A 15331-nucleotide genomic window follows, 5' to 3' on the forward strand; every position below is an offset into this window, starting at 1 on the left:
AGCGGGTACTTCCTCGGTGCAGGCATCGTCTGGGCTCCTCTCGCAAAACCCATCTGACCCTCCGTCATCTGTTCCCGCATCTCGGGGGAACCTCATTGCGGTGTCTGACGGTGGTGATGAGCCCAGCCTCGCGGAGGGTGGTGGCGTGTTCGCTGGCGCTGGATGCCGCCAGCCCGGTGAAGGCAGCAAGTTCCTTGGTTGAGCAGCCTGGGTGCTCGGCAACGGCGATGAGCACAGTGGCTCGTGTGTGTCCGAGCAGCGCTGCGACCGGGGCGGTGGCTCGCCTGGGGGCGGCCTTGGGTGTGAAGGAGGTCAACCGGCGCAAGGGCTGGTCGTAACTGGCTGGGTAGGTGACGGCGGGCTGGGGCTCGGCGTCGTAGTGGATAACAGGGCTTGTCAGCATGACCGAGGGCACGAGCAGCAGACCTCGGCCTCCCAGGTACAGGTTGTACTGGTTGTCGTCCCTCGGCGTGGGTATCTCCAGGATCGGAGTCTTCCAGCGCATACGTTGCGGATTGACCTGGCTGAGCAACGACTCCACGCCCCCGTGCAGCATCTGCCGCATGCGCACCGACCTGTCGGCGGCGAAGGCGTCAACTATGCCTGACCAGTAAGGGGCGAGGAGTACCTCGTAGAGGTCGCTGAGGCCATCGCATACTTCCCCGAGGAAGGCTGAGTCGGTGAGGTGGCGCGTCAGGGGCGGGACGGTGAGCAGACTGTTTCGAGGGAGAATCGTCGTCAGCGCCGTCCGAATCTGGCTGACCGGTGTCGCGCGTACCTGCTCAATGAGTTCCTCCGGGGCGCCGGCCCTGGGCGTACCGATGAACGTGGGTGACCAACCCCTACGGGGAATGAAGTGCAGGGCCAGGCGTGCCGTAGGGGACAGGTGTGCGAGTGAATGTCGACGCCAGCCGCTCAGCCGAGCCGCCTGATCGCGATCTTGCAGGGTCCGTGCAGCCGCCTTCAGTTCCGCAAGCGGCATCGGGGAATCAGCCACTCTCGTGCGTGCCAAGTCCTCAGCCGTGAAGTGAATACGAAAGACCACGGTCTCCCCCGAAGCGGTTGCCGTCGACAGCAGTGAGGCACAGCCCTATTGATCTTTCCGCTGTGTCGTTGTTCGGTCTACGTCGAATCAGGTCGCGGCTCCGGCCACCGACAGCCCAATCTGGAGCAGGGGAAGGGATGGTGCTGGTGGTCCGGGGGCCACCAGCACCAAGTCCTCCTGGCAGCAGCGGGTAGCGTCCTCGCCCGCCCACCCTCGTGGGCACCCGCCGGAGAGTCCTGAACCACCGGTCGTCGCATCCGGCGCTTCCCCGCCTCGCGCCCTCCCTCGCTCCAGGGCTATTACGCCGTAATAGCCCACCGCGCCGCGCTCCCTCCCTCGCCTGGTGGTGCGCACTCGGCGTCCCGAACTATTACGCCGTAATAGGGCCGCCCCCGACCGCCTCCGACCGGGCTCGGCTGTCCGCGGCCAGCGCTCGGCGTCCCGGCTATTACGGCGTAATAGGGCGAGGGTGGGGGTGGGACCGGGCTTCCGGTGGCGTTGCGTGGGCTTCTGACGGCATGTCGAGGGGTGAAGGTAACGTGTCGGGGACCGGAAGGATCATGAACGTTAGTATGGTGTCCCTCATGAGTTCCCCAGCGACGTCCCACGACCGCGAGAAGGTCGTCTCCAAACTGCCGGGCTGGCTCCGGCAGAACCTCAAGATCAGAGCCGCTCAGCACGGCATCGAGATCCAGGCCGCGGTCGAACAGGGCATCACCGACTGGTGCGACCTGGCCTCCTCCCCCGCCCCGGTCGACACGGCCGGCGCCGATTCCTTCTCCACCTTCCTGCCTCCCGGTCAGTGGGAGGAGTTCCGGCGTATCGCCGCCGACCGCCGTGTCTCCCTCATCCAGGGTCTGGCGCAGGCCGTTCAGCTGTGGCTGGACACCAACCCGGCACCGCATGTGGAGCGCCCCACCATCACCAGGCGCATCGTCGTCTGCAATCAGAAGGGCGGGGTCGGCAAGACGGCCATCACCGCCGGCCTCGGAGAGGCACTCGCCGAGGACCCCGACTCCCTTCACTCCGTCCGTGTCGCCAAGGCCCTGTCCAAGGCCCTGCGGGCGAGCGAGACGCATGCTCAGGACGACGAGCCCGGCGTCGACCCTCTCGACATCGAGAACCTGCCGGGACCCGGGATGAGGGTGCTGCTCGTCGACTTCGATCCGCAGTGCCACCTCACCAACCAACTGGGCGCCTCTCCCCTGCCGATGAACGGTGACAGCCTCACCAACCACATGGCGGGCGACCCCAAGGGCGACCTGCGTGACCTCATCGTCTCCGTCGACGACGAGACCTTCGACGGCAGGCTCCATCTCCTGCCCGCCTGCAACGACGCGTTCCTCCTCGACGTGCGACTGTCCGCCGTGCGCGCCCGCGAGTCCGCCCTCGAGCGGGCCCTCATGCCGCTCGAGGCGGAGTACGACGTCATCCTCGTCGACTGCCCGCCCAGCCTCGGCCTCAGCATGGACGCCGCCGCCTACTACGGCCGACGCCGTGAGGGGGAGAAGCCCGGCCAGTCCGGCGCGCTGATCGTCGTCCAGGCCGAGGACAGCTCCGCCGACGCGTACGAGCTCCTCACCACGCAGATCGACGACCTGCGGGGTGACCTCCAGGTCGACATCGACTACCTCGGCATCGTCGTCAACCTCTACGACTCCCGCCGCGGCTACATCGCCACCTCCTCCCTCCAGGGGTGGGTCGACATAAAGGACCCGCGGGTCGTGGGACTCATCGGCGACCTCAAGGAGCAGAAGGAGGCCGTCCGTATGAAGAAGCCTCTTCTGTCCTACGCGCCCAAGTCACAGCAGGCGATCGGCATGCGCGCCCTGGCCCGGGAGATCTCATGAGCAAGGCCAACCAGCTCGGCGCCGGCCGTTTCGGCGGGGGCGTGCGCCCGGTCAGCGCACGCCGTCAGGCCGTCGCCGCCGCGACGGGGGTCCCCACCGAGGGCGTCGCCCCGCCCACCGAACTCCCCCCGGGCCGTGTCAGCCTCAACCCGGACAACCCCCGCTCGGCGCTGGGTGACCTCACCGACCTGGCCGGCAGCCTGAAGACGCACGGTCAGAAGCAGGCGATCACGGTCATGAACCGCGACGCGTACATCAAGGCCAACCCCGACCGGGAGGCCGACCTGGAACACGACACCACCCATGTCGTCATCGACGGCAGCAGTCGCCTGGCCGCCGCCCGTGAGGCCGGTCTGAGCCTGGTCAAGGTCATGGTCAGCGACGACCAGGGCAGCACCTCGGAGGAACTGCTCGAGTCCGCCCTCGTCGCCAACATCCACCGTCAGGACCTGGAAGAGCTGGACGAAGCCCGCGCTCTGCAACGCCTTCTGACGATCCATGGCAGTCAGACGGCCCTGGCCAAGCGCCTGCACCGTTCCCAGGGCTGGGTCTCCCAGCGTCTCGCCCTGCTCAACCTCACGCCGGAGCTCCAGGCCCGCATCGGCCAGGAGCCCATCGACCTGCTGCGTGCGGTCGGCAACAAGCCGCAGGAGCAACAGGTGGCGGCCCTGGAGGACTTGAAGGAGCAGCGAGCCGCCAAGGAGGCGGAGAAGCAGGCCGCCGGCCGGCTCCGCGACGGGCTCCCCACTCCCCCACAGCCTGCCGCCGCGGACGACGTCACCTATTACGCCGTAATAGAGGACCGGACCGAGGACCAGAGCCTTCCGGCCTCCGCGGACGACGGGGCGGCCGCCCCGGTGGACCGCGTGCCCGAACCACGGCCCGGCGCGGCGACGGCCAAGCAGCGACCGCCGAAGCTCCCCTACGGCGACGGTCCGGCCCTGGCTCGGCACCTCATCCAGGAGATGCCCGGCACCGAGTTCGACAAGATGCTGCGGATCCTCAACGAGCATCACCAGCGGCGCGACACAGCGGCCGACATCGCCGACTCATGAGGGCAGCACCGCTGCCTCGGTCCGGTTCCCTATTACGGCGTAATAGGGAACCGGACGATCCCGCGTGCATGACACGTATGACAAGCAAGACACACACGGCACGGAGCGAGAGTCCTGTGACGGGGCCCGGACAGGGGAGTTGTACGTGAGCGAGGGGAACGGAGCACCCCTGCTGACCCGAGGACACCGCATCCTGATCGGCGTGGTCGTCACCGGTGCCGTCGTCATCGCGGGGATCGGTTTCGCGGGGTCGTACGCGGCGGTCCACGAACTGGCGGTCAAGAAGGGCTTCGGCGACTTCGCCTACGTCTTCCCGATCGGCATCGACGCCGGCATCTGCGTCCTGCTGGCGCTGGACCTTCTGCTGACCTGGATCCGTATCCCGTTCCCCGCGCTGCGGCAGACGGCCTGGCTGCTGACGGCCGCCACCATCGCGTTCAACGGAGCGGCCGCCTGGCCGGATCCGCTGGGCGTCGGTATGCACGCGGTGATCCCCGTTCTGTTCGTCGTGGCGGTCGAGGCGGCCCGGCACGCGGTCGGCCGCATCGCCGACATCACCGCCGACCGGCACATGGAGGGTGTACGCCTCACCCGCTGGCTGCTCTCGCCGATCCCCACGTTCCTGCTCTGGCGTCGCATGAAACTGTGGGAGCTGCGCTCCTACGAGCAGGCCGTCAAGCGGGAACAGGAACGCCTCGTCTACCAGGCCGGTCTCCGCTCCCGCTTCGGCCGCTCCTGGCGCCGCAAGGCTCCGGTGGAGTCGCTGATGCCCTTGCGACTGGCCCGCTACGGCCTCCCCTTGGCCGCGCCGGCCCCGGCTCGCCCGGTCACCGCGGGTACCGACGGGCCGCCCGTACGGTTCACCGTCGAGCGGCCGCCGGTTCCGGCTCAGCGGCGGAGCCCCGGACGTGTGACCGCTGCCGACCGAGGTACGGCACCGGGACGGCGGGACAGCCCTCCGCCGCCTCCCAGGCAGCAGGCACCGCCCGCACGTCCCGGCCCGCCCGGGACCGACGAGGTCGCACGGAAGTTCCTCGCGGAGTTCCGGCAGCGCTCCTTCTCCCCGAACGAGCGGCCTGCCGAGGACCACGACACCGACGAGTCCGACGGGGGCGCCCCCGTCGGCGCGGACCTCCCACCGGGCAAGGACACCGTGCCGGAGGAGCCCGTCACGCTGACCACGGTCGACCGCTACTACCTCTCCTGGACGGAGTACCGGACCGAGCAGGACGAACGGCCCCGGTCCTCGACGCGGGAGGCGGAGCAACTCTCCAGCCACCTCGCGCGCAAGGGAATGCACGGTCGCGGCGGAAGGCCGGTGAGCCCGTCCACGCTGCGCCGCTATCTCCTGGCATTCCGGGTCTACAACGTCTGGGCCGAGCAGAGAACGCACGGCACCGGGATGCCCTCACCCGACGCCGTTGCGCGGGAATGCGCAGCCCGCGGCATCACTGCGCAGCACAAGAGACCCCTCACGCCCGCCTACATCGCCGAGCAGGCCGATGACTTCGAACGGCGCTGGCAGGCCCTCGGCGGCCTTCCCGCGCAGCAGGCCGACCCCGTGTCCCACATGGCTGCGCAATCAGGAAAAGCGCAGGTCAGGCCGTGAATGCGCAGCTTGGACGGCGGACTGCGCAGCCCGGTTCAGGGTGCGGTGAAGACGTCCCTTCCGACCGGGACCCCGTGGCGCGCGTGGTCCGGCTCACGACCCGGGCCGGACCACCACCGGGTCGCTCCCCGGGGACCGGGGCGCCGCGTGGTGGCGACGGGCGCCGAGCGGGCTGAGTTCGAAGACCAACCGTCCCAGCGCAAAAAGGGCGCCCTGCCCGAAGACGAGAATCAGCCACCATCCGACGTCCCAGTACCAGTTCTCGGTCCAGGGCCGTGTGATCGCCACCGTCCCGACGAGGTGCAGGACGGCGATGACGATGCCCGTCCGCCGCTGCCGGGGACACAGGAACGGCAGCATCGCCCAGAGCGCGGAGACCGGCACCAGCCAGGGGGCGAAGAACGGCAGACCTGACATGACGGGCCTCGATATCGGTGGAGAGCGCAGTCCGGCTACCGTCACACCGGTGGGCCCGCAGAACCAGCTCGGCCGGATATCACACGGATCACGATGCACCCCTGACGGCCCACCGGAAACCTGCCCCATGCGGGGCCGACGCTCGGAGGACCGGGCTCGCGGACGCCTTCCGCCACGATGTCCCGGTCCCGGGCACACTTCTTCACCAGCGGCCGCCCGTGGCGTGGAGGGGCTTCTTCATGCCGGCGGTGAGGCCGCTGCCGATGATCTGCCGGATCCGTGATTCCTGCCCGGGGCGGGCCCGGAGCGCGGCGTCCTCGAGGGCCTGCTCGGCCTCCTGGCGGGGGAGCCGTCCTGCGGCGATGAGACCACCGAGGGTGTAGGCGGCGCGGTTGAGAGCGTCGGAGAAGCCTGCCCCTTCGGCCGCCTGACCGCAGGCCTCGACCGGGGCCAGGACCGTGGCGAGGGTGTGGACGCCTTCGGCCCGGCCCCCTCCCGCGGCCAGCACGGCCTGTCGTGCTCTGGGCGGGACCGGCCGGGGAGCGGGGACGCTGGGGGCGGGCAGATGCCCGGTGCGGTCGAGTTCCTGCGCCAGCCACGAGGGCAGGGCGGCGGGTTCACGGGCCTCGCCGACGGGGGTGTAGGTGCCGTGGTCGGTTCTGGTTCCCGGGGCGATGATGTAGCTGCCGTGGGCCCTGATGTCGACCTGCCAGGCCAGGGCGCGGCCGGGGCTGGAACCCACGGAGGACAGCCACTTCCGGTTGCCGGTGGCCCGGTACCAGACGTGGAGTCCACCGGAGGGCGTGCGCACACGCAGGGTCGTGGCGTCCTCAGCGGGGTTCTCCCGGCCTCGGAGGGCGGCGAGGACCCCGAGGGTGTGGAAGCCGTTGGCGAGGCCTCTGAGGTCGATCTGGTCGCCGATGGTGATGCCCGGCAGGATCCGGTCCCGGGCGGGGAGTTCGGCGGGGTGGGCGTCGATGTCGATGACGACCAGGCCGGCCGGGCCGCAGGAGACGCCGATACCGAAACCGGGGTGCTGTCCCCACCACTGCCGGATCCGCTCCTGGTTCAGGGTGGCGGAGTAGAAGCCATGACACCAACGGCCTGCGGGGAGGCAGGGGCAGTCGGCCGGTGCGTGGGCGCCGTTGCGGCACCGGGTGCAGTTCGCAGCCGGGGTCTTGCGGCCGGGTGCCAGGGGGTGAACGGGCCAGCCCCGGCGGGCGCACCACTGGGCGGTGACAACGGGCGCGGCGGCGGGCTGAGTCCTGGACGGGACGGATGCCTGCGCGGGGCCCCTCCGGAGTCCGCTGCCGAGCTCCTGGCCGACTTCCTGCCCGGGTTCTTGCCCGGGTTGTTGTGAGGGGCTGCCGGAGGAGCGCAGCTCAGCAGCAGGCATCGCATCCCTCATCAGCTACTCGAGCGACCCAAGCGACTCAACCACGCGCACAGACTAGCGAACGGCTCCGGTGTCCTCATGGAGTACCTGCGGACACCGGCGGGGCCTGCTCCGGAGCCGGTGATTCCGGGCGCAGCGACCGAAGGAGCGCGGCAGCTACTGAAGGGCCTTCAGTAGCTGCTCTTCGGTCGCTGAGAAAAGGCCAGGTCAGAGGGCATGCCAAAGATCAAAAAGCGACTGAAGCGACTGAAGGCTTCTATCTATCACGCACACGCAAATTCTCTGGGTACCTCATATATAGGCATCTAGAGTCGCTTCAGTCGCTGCTCTCGGAGGAGCACCTCGTTGACCTGCGGTTTTGTGAGCGACTGAAAGAGCGACCGAAGGGTTGTCGGTAGCTGGTTCTTCAGTCGCTGTCCTCTTCCCGGCCCGGAGAGCTCAGCGACTGAAGCAACTTCAGCGACCGAAGAGCAGCGACCGAAGCACATCTCAGCGACCGAACCGAGGAGACCTCAGCGACCGGACCCCCCCTGGGCAGGCAGGCCTGTGTATGAACCCGGCTCACGTACCGCGCGTCCTCAGTCGTAGCGGGCTGCCGCAGTGAGCCGCCCTTGTCGAAGGAGATCCCGAGCACCATGCAGTCAGCACACCGGTACCGCACCGCCGCCCGGGTCTTTCCCACCGCGGGCCTTGTCGCCCTGGCCGTCGTGCTGGTCGTCGCCGCGCTCACGCGACCGGGCGGGTAGTCCCGAGTGGGGGTACAGCAGGCGGTACCCCCACTCGGGCACAGACGGCAATGACCTCCTGATGCGCCTCTGGTGAGCTGGTCACCTTCGATCGGCTCCAGCTCAGAGGGACGTGACTCCGCCCACGACTGAAGTCGCGGGCTTCCTGTGTCGGTGGCTATGCCACGTCGCAGAGGACCAGCCCGGCCCTGTTCATCACGTTTATCGCGCCGACGTGGTCCGCGTTGGCGGTGAAGCCGCACGCGGTGCATATGGACAGCCTCCACACCTCCGCCACCGCCCCACCCCGGCAGGCCCCGGCGGTACAGACCCGGGGAAGCCCCCGTCGAGGCTGCGGGCGGCCCTGTGCGAGAGGCCCTTGATCTGGTTCTTCTCGCTCACCTTCGCCCTGAGCCGGCTCGCCTGGACGCCGTACGTTCTCTCGGAGAACGGCCTGGGCGTGTGGCACGTCTCCTTCCCGGGATCGGGCGGTGCCAGCCAGCTGCTGGGCGTTCTGCCCGGTGCCTACCTCGGCCCGATCGCGTCGGCGCTCCTGGTCACCTGGGCTCTGGAGAGACGTCAGGGGCTCCGGGTGTGGCGCGGCCGGATGACGAAGCTGAGGGTGGGCGCGCGCTGGTTCCTCGCGGTCCTGGTCGCGGTGCCCGCCGTGCTGACGCTCGCCACCGCGCTGCTGGCCGCCGGGTCCCCGAGTTTCCCTCCCTCGCCGTTCTGGTGGCCTATCTGCCCGCTCTCGCCGTGCAGATGGTCACGACGGGCCTGGCGGAGGAGCCCGGCTGGCGGGAGTTCGCCAGGCCCCGTATGCAGCGCAGGTACGGTCCGGTGGGCTCCACCCTCGTGGTGGGCGTGCTGTGGGGTGCCTGGCACCTGCCGCTGTTCCTCAGCGACTGGAGCGGGCCGCACGTGGACCTGGTCAAGGTGCTGGAGTTCATGGTCACCACGGTCGCCTTCAGCTTCGTCATGACCTGACTGTTCAACCGCTCCGGCGAAAGCATGCCGTTGGTCATGCTGCTGCACACCAGCGTCAACAACTTCATCTCCGTGGTGAGAGAAGCCATTCCCCACCCCGCTGAAGCGGGGCGTCCCCTGGCCAGGTCCTGATGGACGACCACGTCTGACCTCGGCTTTCTGTACGGATCCGCACTGTTGTCAGTGAGGCCCGCTAGGTTGGCCGTACTGGCCGTACTGGCCGTACTGGCGTGGAGGGGGTGGTGGGGATGATGCGTGCCTACAAGTTTCTTCTCCGGCCCACGGTGCGCCAGGAGCAGGCGCTTGCCGGGATGCTGCGGGATCACTGTTCGCTGTACAACGGCGCGTTGCAGGAGCGCCGGGAGGCCTACCGGCACGTCTCGAAGACCACCGTTCGTTACGGTGGTCAGTCCGCGCAGCTGAAGGAGATCCGGGCGTTCGATCCGGAGCGGCAGGGCCGCTGGTCGTTCTCCTCCCAGCAGGCCACGCTGCGTCGTCTGGACAGGGCGTTCGCCGCGTTCTTCCGGCGGGTGAAGGCCGGTCTCACGCCGGGCTATCCCAGGTTCAGGGGTGTCGGGCACTTCGACACGGTGACCTTCCCGAAGGACGGGGACGGCTGCCGCTGGGACTCCACCCCGCACGATGGGCGGACCCGGGTGCGGCTGCAGGGTGTCGGGCACGTGCGTGTGCACCGGCCCGTGCGCGGCCGGGTCAAAACGGTCAGTGTCAAACGGGAGGGCCGCCGTTGGTACGTGATCCTGGCCTGCGACGAGGTGCCTGCTGAGCCGCTGCCCGCGACGGGAGGCATCGTCGGCATCGACATGGGCGTGAGGCACTTCCTGACCACGTCCGACGGTGAGCACGTGGAGAACCCGCGGTTCCTCCAGGTGATGGCAAAGGAGCTGGCCGCCGCCCAGCAGCACCTGGCGACATTTCCCCGGCGTACCAGGCGCCGCACGAAGAAGCACCGGGCTGCCGCCCGGAAGGTCGCCGGACTCCACGCGAAGATCCGTAGGCAGCGGCTCGACCACCACCACAAACGGGCGAACGAGCTGATCCGCGATCACGACGTGATCGCCCACGAGAAACTGAACACCGCCGGGATGACCAAGAGGTCGGCAGCCAAGCCCGACCCCGAGCGGCCCGGCGGCTTCCTGCCTAACGGGGCCGCCGCGAAGGCCGGACTCAACCGCAGCATCCTCGACGCGGGTTGGGGGTTGTTCCTGGGAATCCTGGCGCAGAAGGCTGAGAGTGCCGCTCGCCGCGTGATCCCGGTGGACGCCCGCAACACCTCCCGCACCTGCCCCGACTGCGGGCACGTCGCCAAGGAGAACCGCCTCACCCAAGCCGACTTCACATGCACCGCGTGCGGCTTCACCGCCAACGCGGACCACGTCGGCGCGATAAACGTGATGAACAGGGCCGGGCTGGTCCTCTGCGACGTGGCATAGCCACCGATACAGGAAGCCCGCGACTTCAGCCGTGGGTGGAGTCACGTTCCCTTCGCTGTCCCAGAGCTACGCGGCGCATGCCTTCCTCACCGGCTCGCTCGTGGCCGCGGCCGTCGCTCTCGTGGCCACCCGGGGCCGCCTCGGGCAGTGAACCGCGCCGCTCGCCTCGTCGTGGGACGTCACGACGAGGCGAGCGTCCCGGCACTCGCGTTCCTCATGACTCAGGCTCCGTCGCTCCGGTCGCTGTGGCGGGCTGAGCGGCTTCTCCGCATGGTTGCCACGACCTGCGCGCCCTGTTCGCTAGGCTGTGCCCATCGTTGAGTCGCTTGGGTCGCTGACAGGGGGTGCGCATGTCTGATGAGCTGCTGTTTTGCCGTCACACCTCGTCAATGCGTGGCCCCGGCCCGTCAGTCGCTGTCCCCGTCGACGGCCGGTTCGCGGGCCGCCCCAGGCATCACCCGTTCCCCCTCGGGGACGGCCGATGAACTCGTCCGGCCACGAGCCCGCACCCCTCTTCGACTTCGACCCCGGAGCCGTCGCCGCGCAGATCCGTGCGCAGTCCGGCTCCGGCGCCCCCACGGCCACGGTCTCCCTGCCCGCGCAGGCGGAAGCGTCCCGCGTGGCCGCCGGAGAAGCGACCGCCTCCGGGCTCCTGCCCGACACGCTGTCGGATCGCGGCAATGCCAAGCTGTTCGTCAGGCTCTATGCGAACGACTACCGGCATGTGCCGGGCATCGGCTGGTACCGGTGGGACACCACGCGCTGGCAGTTCGACGAGGACGACACCGTCCTGTGGGCCGCCGGCGACCTTGCCGAGAACATCGCTCCGCACGACACGCGGGGGGTCTTCACCACCACCGCCCTGCAGCAGCACCGTCGTCGGGCCCTGTCCACCACGGGGATGAACGCGATGCTGACGCAGGCGAAGTCGGCTCCCGGGATGGTGCTCAACGCGGCACTCCTGGACGCCGACCGGTATGCCCTGTGCACCCCGGCCGGCATCGTCGACCTGCGCACCGGGCTGATCAAGCGCCCCGACCCCGACAAGGACTTCCACTCCCGTTCCACGACCGTGGGCCCGCAGTCCGTGCCCACCCCGCGATGGACGAGGTTCCTCACCGACACCTTCGGTGACGAGCCCGAGGACCGGGACATGGTCGACTACCTGCAACTGCTGCTGGGGTACTCGATCACGGGGGACGTGGGCGGTCAGGTCCTGCCGTTCCTGTTCGGGTCGGGGAAGAACGGCAAGTCGGTCCTTCTGGACGTACTGATGAAGCTGCTCGGCGACTACGCGGACGCCGCCCCGCCCGGCTTCCTGATGGCCCGCCCCTACGAGGGTCATCCCACCGACCTCGCCGAACTCCACGGCCGCCGCGTCATCGTGTGCTCGGAGGTGAAACCGGGCGACAAGTTCGACGAGGCGCGGGTGAAGCTGCTGACGGGCGGGGACCGGATCAAGGCCCGCCGGATGCGGCAGGACTTCTTCAGCTTCGAGCCGACCCACAAACTGTGGCTGCTGGGCAACCACCGCCCCGAGGTCGGCACCGGCGGCTTCGCCTTCTGGCGCCGTATGCGTCTGATCCCGTTCGAGCGTGTGGTGTCCGACGACCGGAAGATCGACAACCTGGCCGACATCCTCGTCACCGAGGAAGGGCCCGGCATCCTCGGCTGGCTCATCGACGGCGCCCGCCGCTACCTCGCGGGCGACCGGGACTTGACGGGCCCGGAGCGGGTACGGATCGCCACGACGGCGTACGCCGAGACCGAGGACCACACCGGCCGTTTCTATGACGAATGCTGTCTGCTCGGCCCGGACCTGCGCGCGGAGCAGACTGCCCTGTATGCCGTGTACCGGGCGTGGTGCCAGAATGAGGGTGCTCCGGCCATGTCCTCGAGGGCGTTCGCGGCCCGTACGCGGGAACTGGTCGGGCTGGCCTCGCCCAAGGAGATGGTCCTGTCCAACCAGCGCAAGCACTACCCGGGCATCGGACTGCTCACCGACCGAGAAAGGGACCCCGGCGCATGAGTTCCCTGATCACCGAGGACGAGATCAGCTACGAGACCGACCTCGTCTGGCTGGAGGACATCGACCGGCTCGACTACGTTCGGCAGAGCCTGGACCGGCTGCCCACCCGCAAGGGCAAGCCGGCCTACCACCGTGACGGGCGCATGGTCGGCTACGCGCTGCTCGACCCGGCCATGAAGCCCTCGCGGTCCTCGGGCACCTTCCGCCGCCGCGTGTTCTGGCTCCTGCCCCACGACCGCGACACCCAGCCGGACGGCCTGTACGCCAAGGGCGCCCCGGCCGAGGCCGTCGACCCCCACACCCTCGGCCCTCGCATCAAGGGGTACAAGACGGAACGCTCCGAAGGCGGCCCGCCCTCAACGGCCATGCGGGAACTCGGCATAACGCTTCCGCTGTGACCCGCCCCGGCCGCTCCGGACATCGCGGCCGTCCAGGCCGGCTCGGCGGCCCCGGCATTGATCCGGCCCGCCGGGCGGTGGAGGCGCGCCTACATGTAGCCGGCGCGCAGGGCGTAGGCGACGGCGTGGGTGCGGTTGCGCAGGTGCAGACGCTTCATCAGGTCGTGCAGGTCCCGTTTGATCGTGCGCTCCGAGTAGCCCAGCCGGTCGGCGATCTGCCCGGTCTCCTCACCGTCCGCCGCCCAGCGCAGGATGCTCACCTCCCGTGCGGTCAGCACCGTAGGACGGGGCGAGCGACCCGCGGCGGCCTGGGGGAGGAGGCTGCTCACCTGGTCCATCAGCGCCCTGACCAGGTCGGCCGGTATGTCACCCTCTCCGCGGGCGACGGCGGTGACGGCCCGCACCAGTCGCGGCCCGTTCGCCTCGTGCCGCCAGACGACGGCTCCGATCCCCCCGGCGACCACGTTCGACAGACCGGACTGCCGGAGCCTGCCCGTCACCAGCACCGCGCGCGGGCCGTCGGGCGGTGCGGCCGCACACCACCGCGTCACCGTCTCGTCGTCCGCCGAGTCCGCCACCAGCAGGGGCACGGTGCCGGGCCGCGAGCCGTCAGGAGTCAGCACGATGGCCCGCTGGTCGCTCAACTGGGCCCGCGCCCCTGCCTCGGACAGCGGGTCCGAGGCGTGGAGCAGGACCGGGATCGGGTGCTTGCCGCCGAGGGCGTGGGAAGGCATGGTCGGGGATCTCCCAGGTGGACGCGTGGTGTCGGTGGGCGTCCGCCGGACGTGCCGGTGCGGCCGGTTGACGGCGGACCTCCCCGTCCGGCTGGACGGCGGCCGCAGGGCTACGGTTCACCTCCCCGTCCCACCCGGCTCCGCCCACCCCACGCCTTCGGGCACCTGGTCATCGCGCACACGGTGTACGAACGGCTCGGGAAGTAGTCACCGGCCGCCCGTGAACCGTCACCGCGCCGACGTCGTTGGGGCAGATGTCCGGTCGTTCACTCCCTTCTCTTCCCAAGGTGGATACATGCCCATTGACGACTACACCGGCGGCACGGCGCAGGACTCGCCCGTTCTGGTCGTGACCACCAACGAAGTGCCCGGACACGAGGTGAAGCAGGTCATCGGAGAGGTGTTCGGGCTCACGGTGCGTTCCCGCCACCTGGGCTCCCAGCTCGGCGCGGGACTGAAGTCGGTGATCGGCGGTGAGCTGAAGGGCCTGACCAAGACGCTGGTCCAGACCCGGAACGAGGCGATGGCACGGCTGGTCGAGGCCGCCGCTGCCCGCGGTGCGAACGCCGTGCTCGCCATGCGTTTCGACGTCACGACGGCACAGGACGTCGGCACCGAGGTCTGCGCCTACGGCACGGCTGTGGTCATCGCCCCCTCCGCCTAGGGGGTGTCGGAGCCGGGGGCGGCCGGACCAGTCCGGCCGCCCCCGGTGTTTTCCGCCGCCAGGACGTGGTGTCCGCGACCCGCTGCTGCTCCTGCTCCTGCTCCTGCTCACTGACCATGGGCGGTGGAGTCTCTGCACCCAGGGTTCGAGGCGGCAATCGTTCCCCGGCGTGAGGATCGGGCGGGGGTCCCGGCCATAGTCTCGATCACATCGGGAAGGCGGCCGACCGACCACCGGACCCCCGCACTTTCCCGCACATCGACACTCCACTCGAAAGCACGGGGATCACCCATGTCCAAGCGCGTTCTCGTCCCGTCCGTCATCGGCGTCGTCGCCCTCGGAGCCGTCGCCGCCGGCGGCTACGCCATGGCCTCCGCCGACACGCAGCCGACCGTGAAGAACAGTTCCGCCCATTACGCCGCTCCGTCCCAGCAGGGCGCGGGGAAGCTCTCGTACTCCGCGGAGGTGAGCGACGACTCGGGTGTCCGCGAGGTCAGGGTCATCGCGTGGCCGGCCGCCTCGAAGCTCGACCCGACCGAGGCGGAGATGCGGTACGTGGACAAGGCCAAGTGCCGCAGCACCTCGGACGAGACGTCCCGCTGCACCTACACGCTGAAGGTGACGCAGCAGGAGGCGGCAGACCTGGAGAAGGGCACCTGGAACGTGTCGGTGCTGGCGACGGCGAAGGACGGCGACACGACGTTCGTGCCCCGCGCGGCCTCGTTCGACGTCACCCGATGACCCGTCACCAGGGCCGGACACCTCGGGGGGCCGGCCCTGGTGACACCACGTACGTCGCCGGGACGGACCGCACGCCGGCCCGGCGCCGCCGCACCACCCGTCCGTCCGCCCGCGCACCTCACCGAAACGGAGAGGTCTCTTGACTTCCTCCCCCTCCTGAAGGAGGGGGATTCCTACGGCTCGCGCCGTGGGGTTTTCTGCTTCATCGCCGACTGCCCGCCCGGAGTACT

13 protein-coding genes are annotated in these 15331 nt (G+C 69.5%); 9 read left to right on the forward strand and 4 right to left on the reverse strand.

Annotated elements, in window-relative coordinates; genetic code table 11:
• Nucleotides 1-64: 64 nt before the first annotated feature.
• A complete protein-coding gene (locus ACIF9R_RS37350) occupies nt 65-982 on the reverse strand; it encodes a winged helix-turn-helix domain-containing protein (protein ID WP_399987439.1) in 918 nt (305 codons plus the stop codon).
• 647 nt (nt 983-1629) lie between these two features.
• On the opposite strand from ACIF9R_RS37350, the gene ACIF9R_RS37355 reads away from it, so the two are divergent.
• From ACIF9R_RS37355 to ACIF9R_RS37365, 3 genes are all read left to right on the forward strand, one after another.
• Nucleotides 1630-2895, forward strand: a complete 1266-nt coding sequence (locus ACIF9R_RS37355) for a ParA family protein (RefSeq protein WP_399987441.1) — start codon at nt 1630-1632, stop codon at nt 2893-2895.
• Entirely contained in the window at nt 2892-3950 is a 1059-nt protein-coding gene (locus tag ACIF9R_RS37360) for a ParB/RepB/Spo0J family partition protein (RefSeq protein ID WP_399987443.1), read from the forward strand. The genes ACIF9R_RS37355 and ACIF9R_RS37360 overlap by 4 nt, the downstream gene beginning before the upstream one ends.
• Nucleotides 3951-4089: 139 nt before the next feature.
• Nucleotides 4090-5559 carry a DUF2637 domain-containing protein gene (locus tag ACIF9R_RS37365; RefSeq protein WP_399987445.1) on the forward strand — a complete coding sequence of 490 codons (1470 nt, stop codon included), beginning with the start codon at nt 4090-4092 and terminating at the stop codon, nt 5557-5559.
• Between the two features lie 93 nt (nt 5560-5652).
• On the opposite strand, the gene ACIF9R_RS37370 is transcribed toward ACIF9R_RS37365, so the two are convergent.
• Complete coding sequence (locus ACIF9R_RS37370) at nt 5653-5976, reverse strand: hypothetical protein (RefSeq protein WP_399987447.1); 324 nt, start codon at nt 5974-5976, stop codon at nt 5653-5655.
• A 202-nt stretch (nt 5977-6178) separates the two neighbouring features.
• Nucleotides 6179-7372, reverse strand: coding sequence for a bifunctional DNA primase/polymerase (locus tag ACIF9R_RS37375; RefSeq protein ID WP_399987449.1), 1194 nt, complete (start codon nt 7370-7372; stop codon nt 6179-6181).
• Between the two features lie 1457 nt (nt 7373-8829).
• Here ACIF9R_RS37375 and ACIF9R_RS37380 point away from each other — a divergent pair.
• The 4 genes from ACIF9R_RS37380 (at nt 8830) to ACIF9R_RS37395 (ending at nt 12962) form a co-directional block, all read left to right on the forward strand.
• Nucleotides 8830-9084, forward strand: coding sequence for a CPBP family intramembrane glutamic endopeptidase (locus tag ACIF9R_RS37380; protein ID WP_399987451.1), 255 nt, complete (start codon nt 8830-8832; stop codon nt 9082-9084).
• A 248-nt stretch (nt 9085-9332) separates the two neighbouring features.
• On the forward strand, nt 9333-10535 hold the full coding sequence (locus tag ACIF9R_RS37385) for an RNA-guided endonuclease InsQ/TnpB family protein (RefSeq protein ID WP_399987462.1): 1203 nt from the start codon (nt 9333-9335) through the stop codon (nt 10533-10535).
• A 481-nt stretch (nt 10536-11016) separates the two neighbouring features.
• A complete protein-coding gene (locus ACIF9R_RS37390) occupies nt 11017-12564 on the forward strand; it encodes a phage/plasmid primase, P4 family (RefSeq protein ID WP_399987453.1) in 1548 nt (515 codons plus the stop codon).
• Nucleotides 12561-12962 carry a DUF6009 family protein gene (locus tag ACIF9R_RS37395; RefSeq protein ID WP_399987455.1) on the forward strand — a complete coding sequence of 134 codons (402 nt, stop codon included), beginning with the start codon at nt 12561-12563 and terminating at the stop codon, nt 12960-12962. Before ACIF9R_RS37390 ends, ACIF9R_RS37395 begins: the two co-directional genes overlap by 4 nt.
• A gap of 89 nt (nt 12963-13051) precedes the next feature.
• On the opposite strand, the gene ACIF9R_RS37400 is transcribed toward ACIF9R_RS37395, so the two are convergent.
• Complete coding sequence (locus ACIF9R_RS37400; RefSeq protein WP_399987457.1) at nt 13052-13696, reverse strand: LuxR C-terminal-related transcriptional regulator; 645 nt, start codon at nt 13694-13696, stop codon at nt 13052-13054.
• 295 nt (nt 13697-13991) lie between these two features.
• On the opposite strand from ACIF9R_RS37400, the gene ACIF9R_RS37405 reads away from it, so the two are divergent.
• Both ACIF9R_RS37405 and ACIF9R_RS37410 read left to right on the forward strand, forming a co-directional pair.
• The gene (locus tag ACIF9R_RS37405; protein WP_399987458.1) at nt 13992-14360 is read left to right on the forward strand and encodes a YbjQ family protein; all 369 of its coding nucleotides are present in this window, start codon (nt 13992-13994) and stop codon (nt 14358-14360) included.
• Between the two features lie 291 nt (nt 14361-14651).
• The gene (locus ACIF9R_RS37410; protein WP_399987460.1) at nt 14652-15101 is read left to right on the forward strand and encodes a DUF5707 domain-containing protein; all 450 of its coding nucleotides are present in this window, start codon (nt 14652-14654) and stop codon (nt 15099-15101) included.
• The last annotated feature ends 230 nt before the right edge of the window (nt 15102-15331 follow it).

This window comes from Streptomyces sp. NPDC086080 (assembly GCF_044540255.1).
Classification (GTDB): domain Bacteria; phylum Actinomycetota; class Actinomycetes; order Streptomycetales; family Streptomycetaceae; genus Streptomyces.

Excerpts from the sequence above, each read along its gene's own strand:
- ACIF9R_RS37385 (WP_399987462.1), top strand. The coding sequence starts at position 9,333 with ATGATGCGTGCCTACAAGTTTCTTCTCCGGCCCACGGTGCGCCAGGAG.
- ACIF9R_RS37390 (WP_399987453.1), top strand. The coding sequence starts at position 11,017 with ATGAACTCGTCCGGCCACGAGCCCGCACCCCTCTTCGACTTCGACCCC.
- ACIF9R_RS37370 (WP_399987447.1), bottom strand. The coding sequence starts at position 5,976 with ATGTCAGGTCTGCCGTTCTTCGCCCCCTGGCTGGTGCCGGTCTCCGCG.
- ACIF9R_RS37410 (WP_399987460.1), top strand. The coding sequence starts at position 14,652 with ATGTCCAAGCGCGTTCTCGTCCCGTCCGTCATCGGCGTCGTCGCCCTC.
- ACIF9R_RS37400 (WP_399987457.1), bottom strand. The coding sequence starts at position 13,696 with ATGCCTTCCCACGCCCTCGGCGGCAAGCACCCGATCCCGGTCCTGCTC.
- ACIF9R_RS37375 (WP_399987449.1), bottom strand. The coding sequence starts at position 7,372 with ATGCCTGCTGCTGAGCTGCGCTCCTCCGGCAGCCCCTCACAACAACCC.
- ACIF9R_RS37350 (WP_399987439.1), bottom strand. The coding sequence starts at position 982 with ATGCCGCTTGCGGAACTGAAGGCGGCTGCACGGACCCTGCAAGATCGC.
- ACIF9R_RS37360 (WP_399987443.1), top strand. The coding sequence starts at position 2,892 with ATGAGCAAGGCCAACCAGCTCGGCGCCGGCCGTTTCGGCGGGGGCGTG.
- ACIF9R_RS37405 (WP_399987458.1), top strand. The coding sequence starts at position 13,992 with ATGCCCATTGACGACTACACCGGCGGCACGGCGCAGGACTCGCCCGTT.
- ACIF9R_RS37395 (WP_399987455.1), top strand. The coding sequence starts at position 12,561 with ATGAGTTCCCTGATCACCGAGGACGAGATCAGCTACGAGACCGACCTC.
- ACIF9R_RS37355 (WP_399987441.1), top strand. The coding sequence starts at position 1,630 with ATGAGTTCCCCAGCGACGTCCCACGACCGCGAGAAGGTCGTCTCCAAA.